We start from the raw sequence: 20623 nt of genomic DNA, 5'->3' as shown, positions 1-20623 counted from the left end.
TGGTTTGTTAACAATATTTTAACTGATTGTACCAGTTTGCCTGTTTTGGCATGTTGAGGTTGCGAAGTGCATCACTAAATTTCGTGCTGATAAAACAGGCAAATAAAAAGCCCGGCAGCGAGCACCGCGACCGGGCTGATACTTAAATGTTTTTTGCACTTACTCAGTCAGAATGGTCTGCACCTCTGCCGGCCCACTGTTCATCATTCCCCAGTAGGGATTCGGGCCCCAGTATCCACCGCGATGGCGGGTCGGACCATACCAGATCCAGGGATCCATCGGCTGAGGTGGAGCTGTCACCTGCTGGGTAAGTCGCCAGCGCTGATAACCGCGCACATCGATGACCGCAAATTTATAATCCGCTTCACCAATTTTGCCCTGCTCTGTCCCCTTAAGGGTACCCAGCACCGTCACATACTGATTTCTGACATCCACCGGATCAACAAAACCTCGGATATCGGCATAAATCCGACCGACCGAGGCCGCACCCAGACGTGGTCTGGCGCTATCATCCAGCGGCTGTGCAGCAATCTCAAGCCGGGTTTTGCCGTTCAGGTTAGTGACATTCACTACCTTGCCGCCAAAGCGAGATTCCTGCCCGACAAAGAGCGAAGGATCGCTCATGACCCGCAACAGATCCTGCTGCGGCTGAGGTGAGCTGCCCTGCAGCGTGTCAGGAATTGAGACACAACCGGTTAACGCCAGTACACAGGTCAGCAGCAGACCTGAAAGCCCTTTACCACACATTGACGACATAGACGTTCTCCCGTTAGGTAAAGAGTTAGACTGGACGCATAACAATAAGTTGCGTGCATTTTACCGGCCAGGTAATTTTTTCCAGGCGACTTCATTACGCAGATAAGTGGGCTCCGCTGTTTCCGGCAGCAGCGTCTTCCCCTGCGCCAGCGCAAGGGTTGCCAGCGGCAGCATATCTTCTGCAGCGGGCAGCGTAACGTCACTGGCTTTCAGGGTAAGTTCGTGTCCCTGCTGCAGGGCAGGATAAGCCTGCCAGCCGGTGCCTGCGGTCATCCATTCGCCAGAGAGCGCCTGCATCCGGGCCAGTGCCGCTTCGGGCGACAGCACGCTTTCGCTGGCCTCACCCTGCCAGGCACCCTGTTCATCACGCTGATATTCGGCCCAGTAGACCTCGCCCATCCGCGCATCAATAGCGGTTAATACCCAGGTAGCACCGTGCAGACGCCATGCGCCTTCCGCCAGCGTTGCCAGCGTGGAAACCGCGATCATTGGCAGAGAAGCGCCCAGTGCCAGTCCCTGCGCAATACCAATGCCAATCCGCACGCCGGTAAAACTGCCAGGGCCGCGACCAAAGGCGAGCGCGTCCAGGTCGGTCAGTTCCAGCTGCTGTGCCAGCAGTAGCTCTTCGATCAGCGGTAAAATACGCTGGGTGTGATCGCGCGGGGCAATTTCGAATCGGGCATCAATCTGTTGCTGATTCAGCAAGGCGGCTGAACAGGCTTCTGTCGCCGTATCCAGCGCTAAAATTCGGGCTGACATGACTACCTCAGAAGAAAGAAAACGGCGCGCATCTTAGCATAAAATTACGCGTCTGGTTCGGGTTGCTGGCGGATAAAGGCGATGGCGCGGGCAATGTCCCGGGTGCGCGGCGTCGGCGGCAGGCTATTGAGAAACAGCGCGCCATAAGGACGAGAAACCAGACGCTGATCGCAAATGACCAGTACGCCACGATCGTCGGTATCGCGGATTAAACGTCCCACGCCCTGCTTCAGGGTGATCACCGCATCCGGCAGCTGCACATCCGTAAAGGGATCGCCGCCACGAATCCGGCAATCTTCCATTCTGGCTTTCAACAGCGGATCTTCCGGTGAGGTGAACGGCAGTTTATCGATGATCACCAGCGACAGCGCATCACCCCGCACATCCACGCCTTCCCAGAAGCTGCTGGTCGCCACCAGCAGGGCATTGCCCTTATCGATGAACTGTTTCAGCAACTGACCCTTGCTGGTTTCACCCTGCACCAGCACGGGCAGCGTCATTGAGGCGCGAAATTCTGCGGCCAGCTCACGCATCATCAGGTGCGATGTGCACAGAAAGAAACAGCGGCCTTTATTAGCATCAATCAGCGGCTTCATCATTGCGGCCAGCTGGCGTGCACCACCCGGACGGTTAGGCTCAGGCAGATTGCGCGGAACGCAGAGCAGCGCCTGCTTCGCAAAATCGAACGGGCTGTTCAGAATCAGGCTTTTTGCTGCATTCACACCCAGCCGTTCGGCGAAGTGTGCCATTTTCTCATCCACCGCCAGGGTGGCTGAGGTGAAGATCCAGGCAGCCTTACGATTATCCATTACTTCACGGAAGCGTTCTGCCACCGAGAGCGGCGTCAGCGCCAGGATAAAGTGACGTGAGGTACATTCATACCAGTAGCTGTAGCCCGGCTCGTTAATCGCCCGCAGCCGTTTTAACCGGCCACGGTAGAGCGCGGCCCGCTCGAAGGCGGCATCCAGCAGGGCTGAACGGCCCAGTGAGAGTTTGATAACGTCGTAACAGAGCTCAAGCGCATCATCCAGCAGCGTAAACATTCGCAGGATGTTGTTATCGCTCAGCAGTTCACGCAGGTTACCGCGATAGCCGGGATCGCCTAATGACAGGCGAAAATCCTGCGCGCACTGCGCCAGGCGGTCAGCGGATTTCTGCAGCTGCTGAGCATCACGCACCTCGGTGCGGTAGGCGGTAATAATATCTTTGGCGAGATCGAGTAACTGGCGGCTGGAGAGCTGCTGACCAAAATACTGACTGGCGATATCGGGCAGCTGATGGGCTTCGTCGAAGATCATCACATCAGCTTCGGGAATGAGTTCGCCAAAGCCGCCCTCTTTCACCACCAGGTCAGCAAGAAACAAGTGGTGGTTCACGACCACCACATCGGCGTCCATAGCGCGCTTACGCGCTTTGACCACAAAGCACTCTTTATAGCGAGGGCAGTCAGTGCCGAGGCAGTTATCGTTGGTGCTGGTGACCAGCGGCCAGACCGGGCTGTCTTCGGTCACGCCCGCACAGCTGCTGATGTCGCCATCTTCCGTCTGCGATGACCAGCTGCGCAGCGTCACCAGATCGGTCAGCCCCTGCGCGGTGAGATCGCCGCCCGCCATCGATTGCTGTTCCATGCGTTCCAGGCAAAGGTAGTTGGAGCGTCCTTTCAGCAAGGCCGTTTTACCTTTGAAATCCAGCGCCTTGATCATCGTAGGCAGATCGCGGCCATAGAGCTGATCCTGCAGCGCCTTGGATCCGGTGGAGACAATCACTTTTTTACCGGCCCGCAGAGCGGGAGCCAGGTAGGCATAAGTTTTTCCGGTGCCGGTACCGGCCTCGACCACCAGTTCACCCTGCTGTTTTACGGCTTCAGATACCGCCTGCGCCATCTCACGCTGTGCTTCACGCGGCTTAAAGCCTGCGATCGCCAGCGCCAGCGCGCCATCCACTGCAAAATCGTCTGCCACATACCCTCACTAAGAACGGCAAAAACACTGTAATTATGTCAGTATTGGATCAACAAAGCAAAATTGATAATTATCAATAACTTATCTATTTCCGGCCGTTGGGGGCGTGGCAGGTAAAGACTCTGGATCGCGTTTGAAAGATGGGGAAAAAGGCGGCACGTGGCCGCCTGAAGAGAAGCGCTCGCAGCACCGGGATACCTGATGAGAAGTTGCACCGCGAAAGGCAGTAGAAATCGCTGTGACTACTCTACAATCATGCGCCCATTGAGATGCTGCAACGGACGATTATTGGTGGTTTTCAGCGCCTGTTTAAAGGCGTCGAGCTGCGCCTGAGAGAGCGAAACCGGCTGTTTCAGCACCAGCCAGCGAATCCCTTCGCTGCAGGGCGGCGTCGTCAGGGAGCCGCTGAAACGATAATAGTGCAGATCTTCCGGGAAGAGATCGCGTAAGTTTACCTGGCGATTAATGGTTACCTGCTGGTTTTCCTGTTTCGGCATAGCGTCGATCAATGGTGCCAGCGCCGGATTCTCTTCACCGACCTTAAACATCACCGCGACCACGGCCAGATCGCCATCCTCTTTGCTGTGTACAAAGTGGGCTTCCAGGGGAAAGGTGTGCCCATTGATCTGGTTCTCACTCGGCGTATGGAAGTGATACTGACGCAGTGTGAACTTTTCCCGATCCAGTACAAAATCATCTTCTTCATCAACGGTCACCTGAATCGTGTGGCCATTGTTGATCACCTTCTCAGCCGACGTATGGTAGGCCAGATCGAGTGCCTGTAAATGTCCCTCAATCGGATCTTTAATATTGATAGGCGACTGGGACTTACCTTCGTGGCAGATGTGGAAGTCGCTGGTCAGTTCGCTCCAGTGTTCCGGGCCAGCTTTGCCTTCGTACGTCCAGTGCGGTTCCGCCGCACCGGCTACGTTGAGGGTAGAAAGCGCCACAACCAGACTTAACATTTTTGGTAATTTCATTTTTATCCCTGCTTTATAAGCTTATTTGCGGCAGGGATACTATTCCGCTGACTACTGAATCAGCAAGGTGACAAAATGCGTTAAATCAAAATCAGAACGAATAAAGAGTTTATAATTACAATCAATGTTAATTTAATTAACAAACATCACGATGTTACGTTTTTAAGCACTTCAGGAAAGGGTTGATATCAATCTCTCTGAATAAAAGAGTTTCATTTTTCTGTATTTATCATTTTGATCGTCGAAACGAGCCGGGAGGGAAATTTTGCACTAAATTCAGGCGACGTAAGAAACCGCAAAACTGCACGCAGGCGGTTTTGCGGTGCAACGCGATAACGCGTCATAAAAGATTATGCAGGTGACGCTAGACATCCTTTTCTAATGGTTCCTCTTCTTCATCTTCTTCCTCATCTTCAGGATAAATCTCAGCGTCATCGGGCAGCGGCTCATCGTAATCAGGGCGTTCAGACATAATTTCCTCCGGTGTCAGATAGCAATTTTGCTATGCCCTTTGAGTGTAGCTTACTCCTGCCATCTGTTTTGCAAGGCTCGCAAAAGATATCAGAAATGCGGGCGCTGCCGCAGACTCTGCTTCGCCACTGTGTGAAACAGCCTTGCGTCACAGCCGGTGCTGATAGCGTACCGGTTAATCGGATGCCCATTCGCCTCCCCCAGCCGCGTTATCATTGACGTCAGTCTGATAGCGGGTTTAATAATTCGCCGCTGAAAAAACTGTGTTTTTAAAAAAACCTGTTACTCGTTTAATGAATAAAAGGCCGGAACTTAACTACCTATAATATAGGGACACGAAAAGTTAATGATGCGATTCAAAGCGCAATTATGCACAAAGAAAGGTAACATTAAATAAAAACTCAACAGGAGTAGCATTAAACATCGTTATGTTGTTATAAGAAAAAATCCCTGATATAAAAGAGACAGAATTTAAACGTAATCTGTGAGCATTAGCGGATTGAATATTTCCTCTGATGCAGCCAATCTGACTTAACAGATGGTAGAGAGGTAATTAAAAATTCAGAAATTATGTTATCTTTCACAGGCAATAAAAACTTGTCGCTGGATAAGTCACATCACAATAGAAACCATGCCCCACGGCATCCGTCCTCTTTAAAAGGCCGTTTAAGACTATCTCGCTAAAGATATCCGTTAATGTAAATGAAGTGGGGTTTTATATTATAAGTGAAGTGGGATGTAATCTGGCTGTTGCTACCCTATTGCATCTATCCGTCAAAATGGACACCATTACCTCAACAAGGAGAAATATCATTGTTCCCTAAATTACCCCGGTATAGCTTAGTGATTCTGACGCTGAGCGGTTGTGTTACCAACGATGAGGTCAAACTTAACCCAGTTGGTCAACATAGTGAACCTGTCATGCCGCATATAAATCAGGGAATCAGCCCTGCACAGCGGCGCGCGATTATGTCCGGCGAACAACCAGACTGGTCTGACGTTTATCCTCAGCGAATCAATAAAAACTCGTCAGCTGTCAGGAAATGATCTGCACGTCGTAGCAGTTAACGTCGTTACTCCACCACTCACATAGCGTAAAAAACACTGTGGAAAATAATCAACACGTCGATGATGTCTCCCTATGGGATTGGATTGTCACATTAATTTTAACCGGCATACCCGTATTAAATCTTTTCATGCTGCTTTACTGGTCCTTAAACCGAAGGACTAAACGTTCAAAGAAAAACTACGCCAGAGCGAGTTTATTATTGATATTCATCGTACTTATCTTCTATATCATCACCCTGGAAGTTACAACGGGCTATTTTCTTTTTAAACATTACTGATCCTTAAACTGACAGCGTCACACCCTTAAATGGAGTTTTTATGGTGCGTTATTTCACTTTTCTGTTACTGGGCGTCACTTCCGCTTGCTGCATAGCAAAAACGTCAGTGGTGATAAATAACACCCTGAAAGCGCAAGAGATAAAATCGGCAAAAATTGTTTACATTGGCGAGGTTAATGGCACTAAAGTGGCAGAATTGATGGCAGGCATCGATGATATTAATGTAAGTTACCCTGCTGTAAAAGAAATATCGCTTTATATAAACAGCTTTGGCGGCGACATGGAAGCTGGCTATATGGGCGGCCAGGCCGTCAGAGGGTCAAGGATTCCGATAAAAACCATCAATGCCGCAATGACGGGTTCGGCGGCTACCCTGATTTATTGCTCAGGGGCGCAAAGGGAAACATTACCCAGCGCAACGTTTTTAATCCACCCTGCAGCGAGTCAAAACATTCAGAGCAACTATCTGAAAAAAAATGAAGTCATTTTACTCAGCAGAGATATCGATAATGTCAGTAAAATATTCAGGGACACCTATGCATCCTGTTTCAAAGATGACGGAATAGAGATAGATAAAGCCTTATTCAGTGAAGACAACCGTATTTACCTGCGTTTTCCAGAATCTGTAAAACAGGGTATTGCACAAAAACGTGTTGAAGGAATCGCCCCCGCTGATGTCGCTTATTACATTTTCACTTCAGAGGCCAGCGGCTAGCAAAAATAGCGCTATTTATGCCTGCTGGACGAATACTTTTTATCAGATATGCGCCGCCTGGACAGATGGGCGTGCTGGCGGGGAGACATATCGAGCCGTTAGCGGGTAATCCAGAGAAGAACATAATGCAGACGACGTTCAGATGGGACGCCGCAGGATCTCACCATCAATATCACGGTGGATTTTCGCAGTAAGCGCTACCCTTGCATGGTGAGTTTTTTGAGCAGCAATAGCAGGGTTGATTCAACACTGGCCAGATAAAAAGCGGCAGATAAAGCAGGCCGCTCAGCCAGATACGGCTCATTCTGGTACAGGGCGTTTATCTGTTTCTGGCTGGTGACCTGATATCACGATCATTGGTGACGCTGCTGTTGCGACCTGCTTATAAGCGGACGTACAACGCGCCCGCCAGCATAACGATGAACAGAATAGCGAAGGTAATAAAGCCCTGCTTAGTGCCACGGGACAATCCAACAAACGCCGAAACCACAATAAACAGCAGCGTCAGTGCGCCGACCATCACCCAAAAAAGATACTGCGTATTCGCCATGCCTGAATCCTCATCCGTAGCGCGATTTATCTGCTGTTTTATAACATTTTTATGCCGCGCGTGCCCTCACTTCTCCCGCTCTTTCGACGCTTTATGCTGCTTTAGTGCAGCAGGGCTGCAACAGTGACAACGTCCGCGGCTCATTATCATGATGCAGACAGTGTGATGCAGTTAGCAAATGCAGAGGAACGCAGCGAGTAAACAAACGCGCGGATTATAATGATTAAATCAGCTTACCGTTGGGATGTGGCACCCGTAGGCTGACGTGCTGAGACTGGTTTAACATTGCCGATCAGGCGGTGTTAAATAGATGGCCTTAACCCGACTGCCTGACTCAGGCGGAGGAATGTATGAACTGTTTCCGCATCGGCTCTCTGGCTGGCGTGCTGCTGCTCTGCGGCTGCCAGGCACCCACGCCTGATCAGGCTCGTCTGCAGCAGCCTGTTTTTCAGGGTCAAAGCACCCGCACCGTCCCTCAGCTCAGCGACTGTATTTATCGCGGCTGGTCCACCACCAGCGTCATTGCCAGAGATAACACCACCCACACCCAGCCCAACGGCAGCGAGATCAGCGTTTTCACCTGGGAAGATTCGATTTTTGCGGATGTGTCGCCCCGCCGAAAAGGGACTGAGGTGAAATATTTTACGACTTTCCGGATGGCGCCCCAGGTGATAGCGGACAGACAGGCGATTGTTGAGCGCTGCCTGTAAAGCGTAAGGGGTGACAGCGATGTCGGGAGTGTGCCAGGCTAATGCGCAATTAACCAGGGAGAAACCGATGAGTATTACCCGCATTGACCCGGAACACCGTATGTCCGAAGCCGTGATCCACAACGACACGATCTATTACACCAGTGTGCCTGAGAATCTGGATGCCGACGCAGAAGCGCAGACAGCCAATGCGCTGGCAGTGATTGATGCGATTCTGACACGGCTCGGTAGCGATAAAAGCAAAATCCTTGATGCGACGCTGTTTCTGGTGGATAAGGCCGATTTCCCCGCGATGAACCGCGCATGGGACGCATGGGTCTCTCCAGGTAATGCGCCGGTGCGCTGCACGGTACAGGCCGGGCTGTTGAATCCGAAGTACAAAATCGAAATTAAAATTATCGCTGCACGTTAAAACGCCGGGCGTTATTCCTCTTCGTTTTCTTCATCTTCGTCTTCGAATAGCGCCCGAATCCGTTCGCCCTTGAAATTTTGTCGGATCTCCTGCGCCACCTGGGTGATCGCTTCACCGCTCGACAAACCTCCCGCCATCAATTCCTGAATACGTTCGACGGCCTGCTGCTGCTGCTCATGAGAGAGAGCCGGTATTCCTATAAACATGTTTCACTCCTGCGTTGGGGCAGACAGTATCCCACGCGGAACTAACAGGTGCCAGTCAGGAAAAAATATGGCAGTCTGACCGCCTCTTTGCTCTCTGATTTCTCTGCCCGATGATTGTTGAAACCCTCAGTCTTGATTATACCCCGGATGCGCTGACTCAGCGTTTTGCCCCGATTGCCCATCTGCCCTGGGCGATGCTGCTCTCCTCCGCGCAGGCGAACCACAGTGACAACCGCTTTGATATTCTGACCGCCGATCCCCGCGCCACCCTGGTGACCCGCGGTGCGATGACTACGCTCAGCGACCCGACCGGCACGACCGAATCAACCGCCGATCCCCTGCTGCTGGTGCAGCAGCAGTGTGATGCGCTGGGCGTGACGCCGGCTGCCAGCGATGCCCTGCCGTTTCAGGGCGGTGCGCTGGGCCTGTTTGGTTATGATCTGGGCCGCCGGTTTGAGTCCCTGCCTCAGCAGGCCGCAGCCGATCTCACCACGCCTGACATGGCGGTGGGTATCTATGACTGGGCATTGATTGCCGATCATCATCAGCAGACCCTGACGCTGGTGGCGTTAAAGAACGCGGAAGAACGCGCCGCCTGGCTGGCGCAATGGCCGGCGCGCGAGGCCGTGCCCTTTTCACTGACCAGCCGCTGGCGCTCCAACCTGAGCTATGCAGATTACGCTGCGCGTTTTGCGGCGGTTCAGGCCTATATTCAGGCGGGTGACTGTTATCAGGTTAATCTGGCGCAGCGCTTTCAGGCCGGTTACCAGGGTGATGAGTGGCAGGCGTTCAGTATACTCAATGCGGCTAACCGCGCGCCGTTCAGCGCTTTTCTGCGTCTGCCGGAGAGCGCGATCCTCAGCCTGTCGCCGGAGCGCTTTCTGTCGCTGAATAATAAGCAGATCGAAACACGACCGATCAAAGGTACCCGGCCACGCTGTGACGATCCGATTGCTGATGCGCAACAGGCTGAGTCGCTGCGCCATGCAGAAAAAGATCGGGCCGAAAACCTGATGATTGTCGATTTGCTGCGCAACGATATTGGCCGCGTGGCGCTACCCGGTTCGGTCACGGTGCCTGAACTGTTTGTGGTTGAACCCTTCCCCGCCGTGCACCACCTGGTCAGCACGGTGCGGGCGCAGCTGCCTGACACCCTGCAGGCCACCGATCTGCTGCGCGCCTGTTTTCCGGGCGGCTCGATTACCGGTGCGCCCAAGATTCGGGCGATGGAGATTATTGATGAACTGGAGCCGCAGCGGCGCAATGCCTGGTGCGGCAGCATTGGTTATCTCAGCCTGTGTGGCCGGATGGATACCAGCATCACCATTCGCACGCTGATCGCTGAAGGTCAGCAGCTCTACTGTGCGGCGGGCGGCGGGCTTGTTGCAGACAGCGATCCCGAAGCGGAGTATCAGGAAACACTCGACAAAGTCAGCCGGATCTTACCGGCACTGGAACAAACCGGAGGTTCAGTTGGCCCTGACGCTTAATGATTTCCGCAGCCGTTTTCTGTTGCAGCAGCCTGCCCGCAGCACACAATTGCTATCCGGGCGCCATGCGGCGGTGCTGGTGCCGATTGTGGCACGGCATGAACCCGGTCTGTTGCTGACGCAGCGCTCACACGCCCTGCGCAAACATGCCGGACAGGTCGCTTTTCCCGGCGGGATGCAGGATGACACTGACGCATCGCTCATCGCCACAGCACTGCGTGAAGCACAGGAAGAGGTTGGCATTGAGCCGCATCAGGTCGAGGTATTAGGCGCACTGCCCGCCGTGACCAGCAGCACCGGCTTTCAGGTGACGCCGGTACTGGGGATCATTCCGGCCGATCTGCGGTTAACGATTAATCCGGATGAGGTGAGCAGCGCCTTTGAGATGCCGCTGGCCGAGGCTTTGCAGCTCAGCCGCTACAGCGCGCTGGAAGTGCATCGGGCTGGTGTTCGCCACCCGGTCTGGCTGTCGCGCTATCAGGATTATCTGGTGTGGGGCATGACCGCGGGTATTATCCGCTCACTGAGTACTCAGATCGCATTCTGAAACCTTTCTCGTTTTTCTCTCTCCGGCCCGTCAGGTTACTGGCGCGCTGCACTATAATTTTTTCTATGAGTTTTGATAAGTTTATTTCATGCGAAAAGCTGCTCTTTCCTGGTGCATGACCATTACTATGGGCGCCATAAACTGCCCCGGCAGACTGAGAATAATTGTGAGGAGTGTCACCTGTGATTAGTGTTTTTGACATGTTCAAAGTGGGCATCGGCCCCTCAAGTTCGCATACTGTCGGCCCGATGAAAGCAGGTAAACAGTTTGTGGATTTGCTGTGCGAACAGGAAAAGCTGCAGGAGGTCACCCGGATCGCCGTGGATGTTTACGGTTCTCTCTCTCTGACCGGCAAAGGCCATCACACTGATATCGCCATCATTATGGGTCTGGCGGGTGAATCGCCGGATACGGTGGATATTGATGCGATCCCCGCCTTTATTAAAGATGTTGAGCAGCGTGAGCGACTGCTGCTGGCGAAAGGCGCACATGAAGTGGATTTCCCGCGTGAAGGCGGCATGGTATTTCGCAGTGAAAACCTCTCCCTGCATGAAAATGGCCTGCGCCTGCTCGCGTTTGCGGGCGACCTGCTGATTCTGTCAAAAACCTATTACTCCGTTGGCGGTGGTTTCATTGTTGATGAAGAGCACTTCGGGCAGTCGGCACTGGATGAAGTCTCTGTGCCCTGGCCGTTCCACTCCGCCAAAGATCTGCTGGCTCACTGTCGTGAAACCGGCCTGTCACTCTCAGGTCTGGTGATGAAAAATGAGCTGGCGCTGCACAGCCGCGATGAGATCCATGCCTATTTCACTAACATCTGGCAGACGATGCAGGCCTGTATCGATCGCGGTCTGAATACCGAAGGCGTGTTGCCAGGGCCACTGCGCGTGCCGCGTCGCGCCGCCTCCCTGCGTCGTCTGCTGACCTCCTCTGACAAGCACTCAAGCGATCCGATGATTGTAATCGACTGGATCAATATGTATGCGCTGGCCGTTAACGAAGAGAACGCCGCGGGAGGCCGCGTGGTGACCGCGCCCACTAACGGTGCCTGCGGTATCGTGCCTGCGGTGCTGGCTTACTACGATCACTTCATTGAGCCAGTGACACCCGACATTTTCCTGCGCTATTTCCTCGCCTCTGGCGCCATCGGCGTGCTGTACAAAATGAACGCCTCTATTTCAGGCGCGGAAGTGGGCTGTCAGGGTGAAGTGGGTGTCGCCTGTTCTATGGCGGCGGCCGGTCTGGCTGAACTGCTGGGCGGCAGTCCGGAGCAGGTCTGCGTGGCGGCTGAAATCGGCATGGAACATAACCTTGGACTGACCTGTGACCCGGTAGCCGGTCAGGTTCAGGTGCCCTGCATTGAGCGCAATGCTATCGCCTCGGTTAAAGCGATTAACGCGGCGCGCATGGCACTTAGGCGCACCAGCGAACCCCGCGTCTCGCTGGATAAGGTTATCGAGACAATGTATGAAACCGGCAAAGATATGAACGCCAAATACCGTGAAACTTCGCGTGGCGGTCTGGCGATTAAAGTTCAGTGTGATTAAGCGAAACGATTAACTGATTAAAAAACGTGCAAACGTAATAAAATCCGCATCCTGCGCTATCTCAGCGCAGGTTTAACCGGTAGAGTGATTTCCGCGCAGCCGTCCGGCTTACGCAACTTTCCAGACCCGCTTTTCTGCATTCCGGCCTCAATGTTGATCTGACCGTGCCGATACTCACCCCGTTGTGTTTTGCTTTTTACTGGCTTTTGGGAAGGTGGATACAGATGTTTATGGCCCAGCAAAATGTTGGACAATTCAGACGCAAGCGTGTGCTGATAGCGCTGTCGATCGCCACCGTGGTGCTGATATTAACCCTGGCCTTTCGCTATATCGAAGAGAAGTCACGTATCGAGCAGCAGGCGATGGATTTCGCCGATAAAGCGATTATGCGGTTTGACCGGATGTTTTCACCGCTGGAGGTTTCAGCCAATAATACGCTGGGTCTGGTCGGCGTTCCCTGTCAGGATGTTCGCTTTCCACTCATCGAAAAAATCTCTTCCCTGCAGACGGTCCGGGCGATCCTGCTGGTGGATAACGATGTGCTCTACTGCTCCAGTATCTACGGGCCGCGCACCATTCCCTTTAGTCAGACCTACCCTGATTTAGCCTTTAACAGTCAGCGTATGACGCTGGCAACCGATGAGTATCTGCTGAAAGGCTCGCCCATTTTACTGCTGTGGACGCCAAAGAGCCTGGATAACCGCTCCGGGATTTTGCAGGTGATCAACATCGAAATGATGAGCAATTATCTGCTGGAGCCGCAGTTGCCCTGGGTGGAGCGCGCTGTCTTTAACGTCAATGGAGAGAGCCTGGAGTATGGCAATCCGCTGATCGAGCCCACGGTGCCGTCTGAAGACGAAGTGAGCTATGAGCAGGGCTCGCTGCGCTATCCGTTTACGCTTACTCTCTATGGCCCCTCTCCGACCCGCCTGGCGCTGGCGACGCTTCCCTCACAGCTCCCGCTGGCGCTGCTGCTGAGTCTGCTTATGGGTTACATCGTCTGGCTGGCGACCGCAAATCGTATGAGCCTGAGCTGGCAAATCAGTTATGGCATTACGGCCCGTGAGTTTATGGTTTATTGCCAGCCGCTGATCAACACCAAAAGTGGTGAGTGCGACGGTATTGAGTTACTGCTGCGCTGGCATAATCCCCGTCAGGGCTGGATTGCACCGGATGTCTTTATTCCCCTGGCCGAGCGACAGAACCTGATCAAACCGCTGACGCGCTTTGTACTGAATGAGGTGGTGAGTCAGTTACCGCAGCTGCCCGACGATCCCGCGTTCCATATCGCCATTAACGTTGCCGCCAGCCACTTCCGCGACCACGCCATTCTGGAAGATCTGCACAACCTGTGGTGGCCTGCCAATCCGGTGCCAAAACTGGTGGTGGAGCTCACCGAGCGCGATGCCCTGCCGGTCGTGGACCAGTCGGTGATTGCGCAACTGCACGACATCGGTGTCCGGCTGGCGATTGATGATTTTGGTACCGGTCACAGCTCACTCTCCTACCTGAAAGATCTGCAGCCAGATGTGCTGAAAATCGACAAGATTTTCACCGCAGCCATCGGCACTGACGCGATTAATGCCACGGTGACGGATATGGTGATTTCGCTGGCCCAGCGCCTGAATATCAGTCTGGTGGCCGAAGGCGTGGAGACGGCTGAGCAGGCGGCCTATCTGCGCGAACGCGGCGTGGATCATCTGCAGGGCTACTATTTTGCCCGCCCGATGCCGCTGCAGGATTTCCCGGCGTGGCTGGCGCAGCATCAGGCTGATGCCCGCAGGTGACAATCGCCTGAGCCCCGTTTCGCCCTGCCTGATGACCTTACGCCACAGACAAAAAAACAGCCGCGGCAATGAGCCAGCGGCTGTCGGAGAATTCAGCGCGGCCGGTAAGCCCGGCAGCGCCTCTGCATCAACGAGAACGATTAGCCCTCTTCATCCTCATCATGCGGTTTATCTTTAGTGACACGCACCAGATCGATACGGTAGTCGGTCGCTTCGATAATCTGGAAGTGCAGCGGAGTAATATCAATCACATCGCCAGGAAGCGGTAACTGCCCTTTCTGCTCAATCAGCAGGCCCGCCAGCGAGGCGTGGTCTTCTGTCGGGTCGACCAGCTCATGGAAGTCGAGCAACTGCTGCAGCGAGTGCAGATCGGTCCCCCCTTTCACTAACCAGCCATCACCATCCGCAATGATATCGGGCGTTTCATCTTCATCCGGGAATTCACCCGCAATCGCTTCCAGCACGTCCAGCGGCGTAATCAGACCCTGAACCACACCAAACTCATTGGTGACAATCACGAAGCTGCCCTTGGCACGACGCAGCACGCCAAGCAGGTTGATCGGATCCAGCGTCTCCGGCACCACGATAGTCGGTGTATTGGCCGCAAACGTTGCCACATCCACACCGTGCTCCAGCGCCACCAGCAGCTCTTTGGCTCGCACTACACCGACAATTTCATCCAGTTCACCCCGACAGACCGGGAACAGGCTGTGTGGCGTATCAAGCAGCTGACCGCGAATCTCATCTACCGGCCGATTCGCATCGACCCAGGAGATTTCACCGCGTGGCGTCATGATGCTGCGAATCGAGCGGGAAGCCAGCGTCAGCACGCCATTAATCATATAGCGCTCTTCATCTTTAAACGCTTCCTGCGGCATCGCTTCCGCCAGTGCAGCCTCTTCGCTGCTGCTGGTGTTGCCATTGCTGGCGGTCTGGGCACGGTTGCGGCCCCCCATCAGGCGTAAAATCGCTTCGGCGGTGCGTTCACGCATCGGGCGATTTGACTGATGGCGGATAAAGTTACGACGTGCAACCTGGTTGAACAGCTCAATCAGAATCGAGAAGCCAATCGCCGCATAGAGGTAGCCTTTAGGAATATGGAAACCAAAGCCTTCTGCCACCAGCGACAGACCGATCATCAGCAGGAAGCTCAGGCAGAGCACCACTACAGTCGGATGCGCGTTAACAAAATTGGTTAACGGCTTAGATGCCAGCAGCATCACACCCATCGCAATCACCACGGCGGTCATCATCACCGGCAGGTGGTTCACCATACCTACGGCGGTAATCACAGCATCCAGCGAGAAGACGGCGTCCAGTACCACAATCTGCGTCACGACAGCCCAGAAACTGGCATATCCCCGATTACCGGATCCGTCGAGCTGCCGGTTCTCCAGCCGCTCGTGCAGCTCCATGGTCGCCTTAAACAACAGGAACAGACCACCCGCCAGCAGAATTAAATCACGACCGGCAAAGCTGAAACCGCCTACGCTAAAGAGAGGCGTCGTCAGCGTCACCATCCAGGAGATCAGCGACAGCAGACCCAGACGCATGACCAGCGCCAGTGACAGGCCAATCAGGCGTGCTTTATCACGCTGCTTCGGCGGCAGTTTGTCGGCCAGGATGGCAATAAACACCAGGTTATCAATGCCGAGTACGATTTCCAGCACCACGAGCGTCAGTAAACCCGCCCAGATTGAGGGGTCGAATAAAAATTCCATTATTTATGACTCCAGAACAGGGAACAGATCGCGGTGCCGCTTATCAGCGCAGCAATGCGTGACATGCAGGTAGTCGGGAAAGCGGTGAAAACGCCGTGAGGCGAAGGGTGACGCGCCAGCAGGCGCAAAGAACAGATTAAGCGACGTCGGTGACGATCCATAAAGGTGGGCTGAAGCCCGTTACTCCTGAGTAATAAACAGAACGTTAATGTATCAGGTCGGCGAATTGCGTCAAAAAATTTTCTTATTTTTACAATCTGCCTGACGGATGATCAGGCGCATAAAAAGGGTTACTGGTCACTTCACAGGATGAATAGCTGACAGACATCACATAATTTATTTTTTCGATCACTAAAATAAATCGCGACTTTACCGCCTTGACGTAGTTAACCCATGTTTTTTCGACGCTATACCGATAATTCGAATCATCCGGTTAAACAGATCATCAAAGCAATTCAATACAGTTCATTGACTCAGATGAGCATCTCTAGCGAACGGAGGTAGCACGTGACCATTGCGATAGTAATTGGTACACACGGCTGGGCAGCGGAACAACTGCTGAAAACAGCAGAAATGCTGTTGGGCGAGCAGGACAATGTCGGCTGGATAGATTTTGTCCCCGGTGAAAATGCAGAAACGCTGATTGAAAAATATCAGGCACGACTGGCAGAACTTGATACGACGCAGGGAGTCCTGTTTTTAGTTGATACCTGGGGTGGCAGTCCGTTTAATGCGGCCAGTCGCATCGTGGTCGACAAACCGCAGTATGAGGTCATCGCCGGGGTCAATATCCCGATGCTGGTCGAAACCCTGATGGCGCGCGATGACAATCCCGGTTTTGACGAGCTGGTCGCCGTGGCGGTGGAGACCGGCCGTGAAGGGGTCAAAGCCCTGAAAGCCAAAGAAGAAGCGCCGGCGCCAGTGGCGGTGAAACCGGCCGCTGCGGTGCAACCGGCTAAGCCGATGGCGCCTGGTGACCACATGAAAATCGGGCTGACACGCATTGATGACCGTCTGATTCATGGGCAGGTGGCAACGCGCTGGACCAAAGAGACCAACGTTCAGCGCATTATCGTAGTCAGCGATGAAGTGGCCAACGATCATGTGCGCAAGACTCTGCTGACGCAGGTCGCTCCGCCCGGCGTCACGGCCCATGTGGTGGATGTCGATAAGATGGTGCGGGTGTGGAACAACCCGAAGTATGGTCAGGATCGCGTGATGCTGCTGTTTACCAATCCCACCGATGTACTGCGCGTGGTGGAACAGGGTGTCGATATTAAAACCGTCAACATCGGCGGTATGGCGTTCCGCCAGGGGAAAACTCAGGTCAATAATGCGGTCTCGGTCGATGAAAAAGATATTGCCGCATTCCGCAAACTCAATGAACGCAATATTGAACTGGAAGTGCGTAAAGTTTCCAGTGACCAGAAACTGAAAATGATGGATCTGATCGCGAAAGTTAACGCGTAACAGAAGCACTTATGCGCCTGCGTTTCCGGGCTCCTGGTTATCCTGCTGAGGACAAGAAGTATGATGGAAATAACCTCGCTACAAATTATTTTGATTTTTATTGTCGCCTGTATTGCCGGTATGGGGTCGATTCTGGATGAGTTCCAGTTTCACCGTCCCCTGGTGGCCTGTACCCTGATTGGTATGGTGCTGGGTGATATGAAAACCGGCATTATTATCGGCGGTACGCTGGAGATGATTGCGCTGGGCTGGATGAACATCGGTGCCGCCGTTGCGCCTGATGCCGCCCTCGCCTCCATTATCTCGACCATCCTGGTTATCGCTGGCGGTCAAAGTGTGGGTGCCGGTATTGCGCTGGCGATACCGCTGGCCGCCGCCGGACAGGTACTGACCATAATCGTGCGTACGCTGACCGTCGCCTTCCAGCATGCGGCTGACAAAGCCGCAGAGAAAGGTAATCTCACGGCCATCTCCTGGATCCACGTCTCTGCCCTGCTGTTACAGGCGATGCGTATCGCCATCCCGGCGCTGATTGTGGCGATTTCGGTCGGCACCAGTGCGGTTCACGCCTTACTCAGCTCTATTCCGGACGTGGTTACCAACGGCCTGAATATCGCCGGTGGCATGATTGTGGTGGTCGGTTATGCGATGGTCATCAACATGATGCGCGCAGGCTACCTGATGCCGTTCTTTTACCTGGGCTTCGTCACCGCCGCCTTCACCAACTTTAACCTGGTGGCGCTGGGCGTCATTGGCGTGGTTATGGCGGTGCTTTACATTCAGCTCAGCCCGAAATACAACCGTGTGGCGGGAGCACCAACAGGTGCTGCGACCGCAAACGATCTTGATAACGAACTCGATTAAGGAACAGGTGAGCACATGGTTGATATTACGAAAGTCGAAAAGAAACTGACTCCCGGTGATGTTCGCGCCGTCTTTCTGCGCTCTAACCTGTTCCAGGGTTCATGGAACTTTGAACGCATGCAGGCGCTGGGCTTCTGCTTCTCAATGGTGCCGGTGATCCGCCGTCTCTATCCTGAGAACAATGATGATCGTAAGCAGGCGATCAAGCGTCATCTGGAGTTCTTTAATACCCATCCTTATGTGGCCGCGCCGGTTCTGGGCGTGACTATGGCGATGGAAGAGCAGCGTGCTAACGGCGCCCCGATCGACGATGGCGCGATTAACGGCCTTAAAGTCGGCCTGATGGGACCGCTGGCCGGTGTTGGCGACCCGATCTTCTGGGGTACGGTGCGCCCGGTGTTTGCCGCGCTGGGAGCCGGTATCGCCATGAGTGGCAGTCTGCTGGGTCCGCTGCTCTTCTTTGTGCTGTTTAACCTGGCACGCCTGCTGACCCGCTACTACGGCGTGGCCTATGGCTATCGCAAAGGGATCGATATCGTCAGTGATATGGGCGGCGGTTTCCTGCAGAAACTCACGGAAGGGGCGTCGATTCTCGGCCTGTTTGTCATGGGGGCGCTGGTCAACAAGTGGACACACGTTAACATCCCGCTGGTGGTGTCACGTATTACCGACTCGACCGGTAAAACCACCGTCACCACCGTACAGTCGATCCTCGATCAGCTGATGCCGGGCGTGGTGCCGCTGCTGCTGACCTTTGGCTGTATGTGGCTGTTACGCCGTAAAGTGAACGCGCTGTGGATTATCGTCGGCTTCTTTGCTATCGGTATTTTTGGTTACTGGATCGGCCTGCTCGGTCTGTAATTTCACCCGGCCGGGAGCCTGCGCTCCCGGCTTTTAAGCGTGGTGAGCTGAGCCACAACCGGCTGAGCTCACCCTGTTTGAGGTAGATGTGATGTCATTAACCGACGCGCTGATTGCGTGTTGTATTGCCGCCCTGATGGGGTTTGCCATTTATCATGAGGCGATTCTGCCGCGTCGCCACGGCCCGACCCGCTTACGGGTTGCGCTGCGCAGGCAGCATAAGCTGGATAGCCTGATTTTCATCGGCCTGCTGCTGATCCTGCTGTGGAACAACGTCAGTCATCACGGCCCGCAGCTCACCACCTCACTGCTGATGGTGCTGAGTTTTCTGGCGTTCTGGTTATTCTGGCTGCGAAAGCCAACGCTGCTGATGAAAAGTGAGGGGTTGTTTTACGCCGGTGTCTGGATCGATTACCGGCGAATTCAGGGCATGAATCTCTCTGAGGATGGCATTCTGGTGATTCAGCTGGAACAGCGTCGGCTGCTGATCGCGGTGCAGCAACTCGACGATCTGGAGCGCATCTATAACACCCTGGTCGAGGCGCGCTAGTCGCGCTGCCACACAGTCAGGGTAAAGTCTGCGTCGCAGCTGAACTGCTCGCTCTGCTGCAGGGTCTGCCAGACCTCCTCACGCGCCCGCCAGGCGAACGGCGTCATCTGAAGCAGGGTCGTCGCGGCTGCGCCGGTTAATGCCATCGGGTAACCCAGCGCATGCTGCGCCACCTGGCGGAATCCGGGATACGCTTTCTGCTCCGGCACATGCAACTGCACTTCGCGGTAAATCAGCGCCTTGAACTGCTGCAGATGATGCGGGCCCGGTGTTACGGTCAGTACCAGGCCACCCGGCTTCAGCACGCGCGCCAGTTCCGCTTCATTGCAGGGTGCGTAGATTCGGACAACCGCATCCAGGGCGTGATCGGCAAAGGGTAAGCGCTGGCTGGAAGCGACGCAGAAGCGCACCGCCGGATAGCGCTTTGCTGCCAGCCGGATCGCCATTCTGGCGACATCCAGCCCATAGACCTGCCCGGCCTCGCCTGCTGCGTCAGCCAGTGCGGCGGTGTAGTAACCTTCGCCACAGCCGATATCCAGGATTTTGCACTCCGGCTGGCTCAGCGCGGGCGCAAGCAGGCTGACGACCCGATCACGCAGCGGCTGGTAGTAGCCTGCCTCAAGAAATTCGCGTCGTGCCTGCATCATCTCTGCACTGTCACCCGGTTCACGCGACCGTTTATGCTGAACGGGCAGCAGATTGACATACCCTTCTTTCGCCTGATCAAACTGATGGCGATTCTCGCAGCACCAGCTGCGCGCAGTAAAGGCGAGAGGAGAGTGACAAAGAGGGCAAATCAGGGACATAGGGTGCTCCGGCATCAGATAACGCGGCGCAGTGTAACCTTAACGTTTACGCATCGGAAGCATAAAGAAAGCCCCGGCTGAGAAGCCAGGGCTTTGAGATTTCATGTCAGGGTG

General features: G+C 54.2%; 19 protein-coding genes. 11 read left to right on the top strand and 8 right to left on the bottom strand.

The features are described 5' to 3' along the window. Positions 1–159 precede the first annotated feature (159 nt). The 4 genes from ACK13D_RS15920 to ACK13D_RS15905 all read right to left on the bottom strand — a co-directional run bounded on the left by ACK13D_RS15920 (position 160) and on the right by ACK13D_RS15905 (position 4456). Positions 160–756 carry a Slp family lipoprotein gene (locus ACK13D_RS15920; RefSeq protein WP_031592781.1) on the bottom strand — a complete coding sequence of 199 codons (597 nt, stop codon included), beginning with the start codon at positions 754–756 and terminating at the stop codon, positions 160–162. Between the two features lie 60 nt (positions 757–816). Next, the gene (tsaB, locus tag ACK13D_RS15915; RefSeq protein WP_418796830.1) at positions 817–1515 is read right to left on the bottom strand and encodes a tRNA (adenosine(37)-N6)-threonylcarbamoyltransferase complex dimerization subunit type 1 TsaB; all 699 of its coding nucleotides are present in this window, start codon (positions 1513–1515) and stop codon (positions 817–819) included. Between the two features lie 44 nt (positions 1516–1559). After that, a complete protein-coding gene (locus tag ACK13D_RS15910; protein ID WP_010260556.1) occupies positions 1560–3476 on the bottom strand; it encodes an ATP-dependent DNA helicase in 1917 nt (638 codons plus the stop codon). A gap of 242 nt (positions 3477–3718) precedes the next feature. Then, on the bottom strand, positions 3719–4456 hold the full coding sequence (locus tag ACK13D_RS15905; protein ID WP_033771955.1) for a carbonic anhydrase: 738 nt from the start codon (positions 4454–4456) through the stop codon (positions 3719–3721). 1857 nt (positions 4457–6313) lie between these two features. Here ACK13D_RS15905 and ACK13D_RS15900 point away from each other — a divergent pair. Beyond that, a complete protein-coding gene (locus tag ACK13D_RS15900; protein WP_045139909.1) occupies positions 6314–6988 on the top strand; it encodes an ATP-dependent Clp protease proteolytic subunit in 675 nt (224 codons plus the stop codon). Between the two features lie 382 nt (positions 6989–7370). Here ACK13D_RS15900 and ACK13D_RS15895 read toward each other — a convergent pair whose 3' ends face one another. Beyond that, positions 7371–7538: a hypothetical protein gene (locus ACK13D_RS15895; protein ID WP_167432858.1), complete on the bottom strand. Its 168-nt coding sequence runs from the start codon at positions 7536–7538 to the stop codon at positions 7371–7373. A 350-nt stretch (positions 7539–7888) separates the two neighbouring features. On the opposite strand from ACK13D_RS15895, the gene ACK13D_RS15890 reads away from it, so the two are divergent. Beyond that, positions 7889–8248 carry a hypothetical protein gene (locus ACK13D_RS15890; RefSeq protein WP_418796828.1) on the top strand — a complete coding sequence of 120 codons (360 nt, stop codon included), beginning with the start codon at positions 7889–7891 and terminating at the stop codon, positions 8246–8248. Positions 8249–8315: 67 nt separating this feature from the next. After that, on the top strand, positions 8316–8660 hold the full coding sequence (locus ACK13D_RS15885; protein ID WP_003852699.1) for a RidA family protein: 345 nt from the start codon (positions 8316–8318) through the stop codon (positions 8658–8660). A gap of 11 nt (positions 8661–8671) precedes the next feature. On the opposite strand, the gene ACK13D_RS15880 is transcribed toward ACK13D_RS15885, so the two are convergent. Further along, positions 8672–8866, bottom strand: a complete 195-nt coding sequence (locus tag ACK13D_RS15880) for a YoaH family protein (protein ID WP_010260545.1) — start codon at positions 8864–8866, stop codon at positions 8672–8674. Between the two features lie 110 nt (positions 8867–8976). On the opposite strand from ACK13D_RS15880, the gene pabB reads away from it, so the two are divergent. From pabB to ACK13D_RS15860, 4 genes are all read left to right on the top strand, one after another. Then, entirely contained in the window at positions 8977–10356 is a 1380-nt protein-coding gene (pabB, locus tag ACK13D_RS15875) for an aminodeoxychorismate synthase component 1 (protein WP_022625546.1), read from the top strand. Then, complete coding sequence (locus ACK13D_RS15870; RefSeq protein ID WP_418796825.1) at positions 10340–10903, top strand: CoA pyrophosphatase; 564 nt, start codon at positions 10340–10342, stop codon at positions 10901–10903. Before pabB ends, ACK13D_RS15870 begins: the two co-directional genes overlap by 17 nt. Before the next feature lie 182 nt (positions 10904–11085). After that, positions 11086–12450: an L-serine ammonia-lyase gene (locus ACK13D_RS15865; protein WP_010260538.1), complete on the top strand. Its 1365-nt coding sequence runs from the start codon at positions 11086–11088 to the stop codon at positions 12448–12450. Between the two features lie 224 nt (positions 12451–12674). Next, positions 12675–14237, top strand: coding sequence for an EAL domain-containing protein (locus ACK13D_RS15860; protein ID WP_045139905.1), 1563 nt, complete (start codon positions 12675–12677; stop codon positions 14235–14237). Between the two features lie 140 nt (positions 14238–14377). On the opposite strand, the gene ACK13D_RS15855 is transcribed toward ACK13D_RS15860, so the two are convergent. Continuing rightward, positions 14378–15958: a TerC family protein gene (locus ACK13D_RS15855; RefSeq protein WP_010260533.1), complete on the bottom strand. Its 1581-nt coding sequence runs from the start codon at positions 15956–15958 to the stop codon at positions 14378–14380. Positions 15959–16465: 507 nt separating this feature from the next. Here ACK13D_RS15855 and manX point away from each other — a divergent pair. The 4 genes from manX (at position 16466) to ACK13D_RS15835 (ending at position 19703) form a co-directional block, all read left to right on the top strand. Next, on the top strand, positions 16466–17428 hold the full coding sequence (gene manX, locus ACK13D_RS15850; RefSeq protein ID WP_050679594.1) for a PTS mannose transporter subunit IIAB: 963 nt from the start codon (positions 16466–16468) through the stop codon (positions 17426–17428). 63 nt (positions 17429–17491) lie between these two features. After that, positions 17492–18292: a PTS mannose/fructose/sorbose transporter subunit IIC gene (locus ACK13D_RS15845; protein ID WP_010670765.1), complete on the top strand. Its 801-nt coding sequence runs from the start codon at positions 17492–17494 to the stop codon at positions 18290–18292. Between the two features lie 15 nt (positions 18293–18307). Next, complete coding sequence (locus tag ACK13D_RS15840) at positions 18308–19153, top strand: PTS mannose transporter subunit IID (protein WP_010260523.1); 846 nt, start codon at positions 18308–18310, stop codon at positions 19151–19153. A gap of 91 nt (positions 19154–19244) precedes the next feature. Next, on the top strand, positions 19245–19703 hold the full coding sequence (locus ACK13D_RS15835) for a DUF986 family protein (protein ID WP_022625541.1): 459 nt from the start codon (positions 19245–19247) through the stop codon (positions 19701–19703). Here the strand turns inward: ACK13D_RS15835 and rlmA are convergent. Then, positions 19700–20509: a 23S rRNA (guanine(745)-N(1))-methyltransferase gene (gene rlmA / locus ACK13D_RS15830; RefSeq protein ID WP_418796822.1), complete on the bottom strand. Its 810-nt coding sequence runs from the start codon at positions 20507–20509 to the stop codon at positions 19700–19702. The two genes, ACK13D_RS15835 and rlmA, sit on opposite strands and share 4 nt — an antisense overlap. Positions 20510–20623 lie beyond the last annotated feature (114 nt).

It is taken from the genome of Pantoea sp. K16, assembly GCF_048452805.1.
Classification (GTDB): Bacteria; Pseudomonadota; Gammaproteobacteria; order Enterobacterales; family Enterobacteriaceae; genus Pantoea; species Pantoea agglomerans.
The sequence above is the reverse complement of the archived record's forward strand: the minus strand, read 5'-3'. Positions and strand labels throughout refer to the sequence as shown.

Excerpts from the sequence above, each read along its gene's own strand:
- ACK13D_RS15920 (WP_031592781.1), bottom strand. The coding sequence starts at position 756 with ATGTCGTCAATGTGTGGTAAAGGGCTTTCAGGTCTGCTGCTGACCTGT.
- tsaB (WP_418796830.1), bottom strand. The coding sequence starts at position 1,515 with ATGTCAGCCCGAATTTTAGCGCTGGATACGGCGACAGAAGCCTGTTCA.
- ACK13D_RS15905 (WP_033771955.1), bottom strand. The coding sequence starts at position 4,456 with ATGAAATTACCAAAAATGTTAAGTCTGGTTGTGGCGCTTTCTACCCTC.
- ACK13D_RS15900 (WP_045139909.1), top strand. The coding sequence starts at position 6,314 with ATGGTGCGTTATTTCACTTTTCTGTTACTGGGCGTCACTTCCGCTTGC.
- ACK13D_RS15895 (WP_167432858.1), bottom strand. The coding sequence starts at position 7,538 with ATGGCGAATACGCAGTATCTTTTTTGGGTGATGGTCGGCGCACTGACG.
- ACK13D_RS15890 (WP_418796828.1), top strand. The coding sequence starts at position 7,889 with ATGAACTGTTTCCGCATCGGCTCTCTGGCTGGCGTGCTGCTGCTCTGC.
- ACK13D_RS15885 (WP_003852699.1), top strand. The coding sequence starts at position 8,316 with ATGAGTATTACCCGCATTGACCCGGAACACCGTATGTCCGAAGCCGTG.
- ACK13D_RS15880 (WP_010260545.1), bottom strand. The coding sequence starts at position 8,866 with ATGTTTATAGGAATACCGGCTCTCTCTCATGAGCAGCAGCAGCAGGCC.
- pabB (WP_022625546.1), top strand. The coding sequence starts at position 8,977 with ATGATTGTTGAAACCCTCAGTCTTGATTATACCCCGGATGCGCTGACT.
- ACK13D_RS15860 (WP_045139905.1), top strand. The coding sequence starts at position 12,675 with ATGTTTATGGCCCAGCAAAATGTTGGACAATTCAGACGCAAGCGTGTG.
- ACK13D_RS15855 (WP_010260533.1), bottom strand. The coding sequence starts at position 15,958 with ATGGAATTTTTATTCGACCCCTCAATCTGGGCGGGTTTACTGACGCTC.
- ACK13D_RS15845 (WP_010670765.1), top strand. The coding sequence starts at position 17,492 with ATGGAAATAACCTCGCTACAAATTATTTTGATTTTTATTGTCGCCTGT.
- ACK13D_RS15840 (WP_010260523.1), top strand. The coding sequence starts at position 18,308 with ATGGTTGATATTACGAAAGTCGAAAAGAAACTGACTCCCGGTGATGTT.
- ACK13D_RS15835 (WP_022625541.1), top strand. The coding sequence starts at position 19,245 with ATGTCATTAACCGACGCGCTGATTGCGTGTTGTATTGCCGCCCTGATG.
- rlmA (WP_418796822.1), bottom strand. The coding sequence starts at position 20,509 with ATGTCCCTGATTTGCCCTCTTTGTCACTCTCCTCTCGCCTTTACTGCG.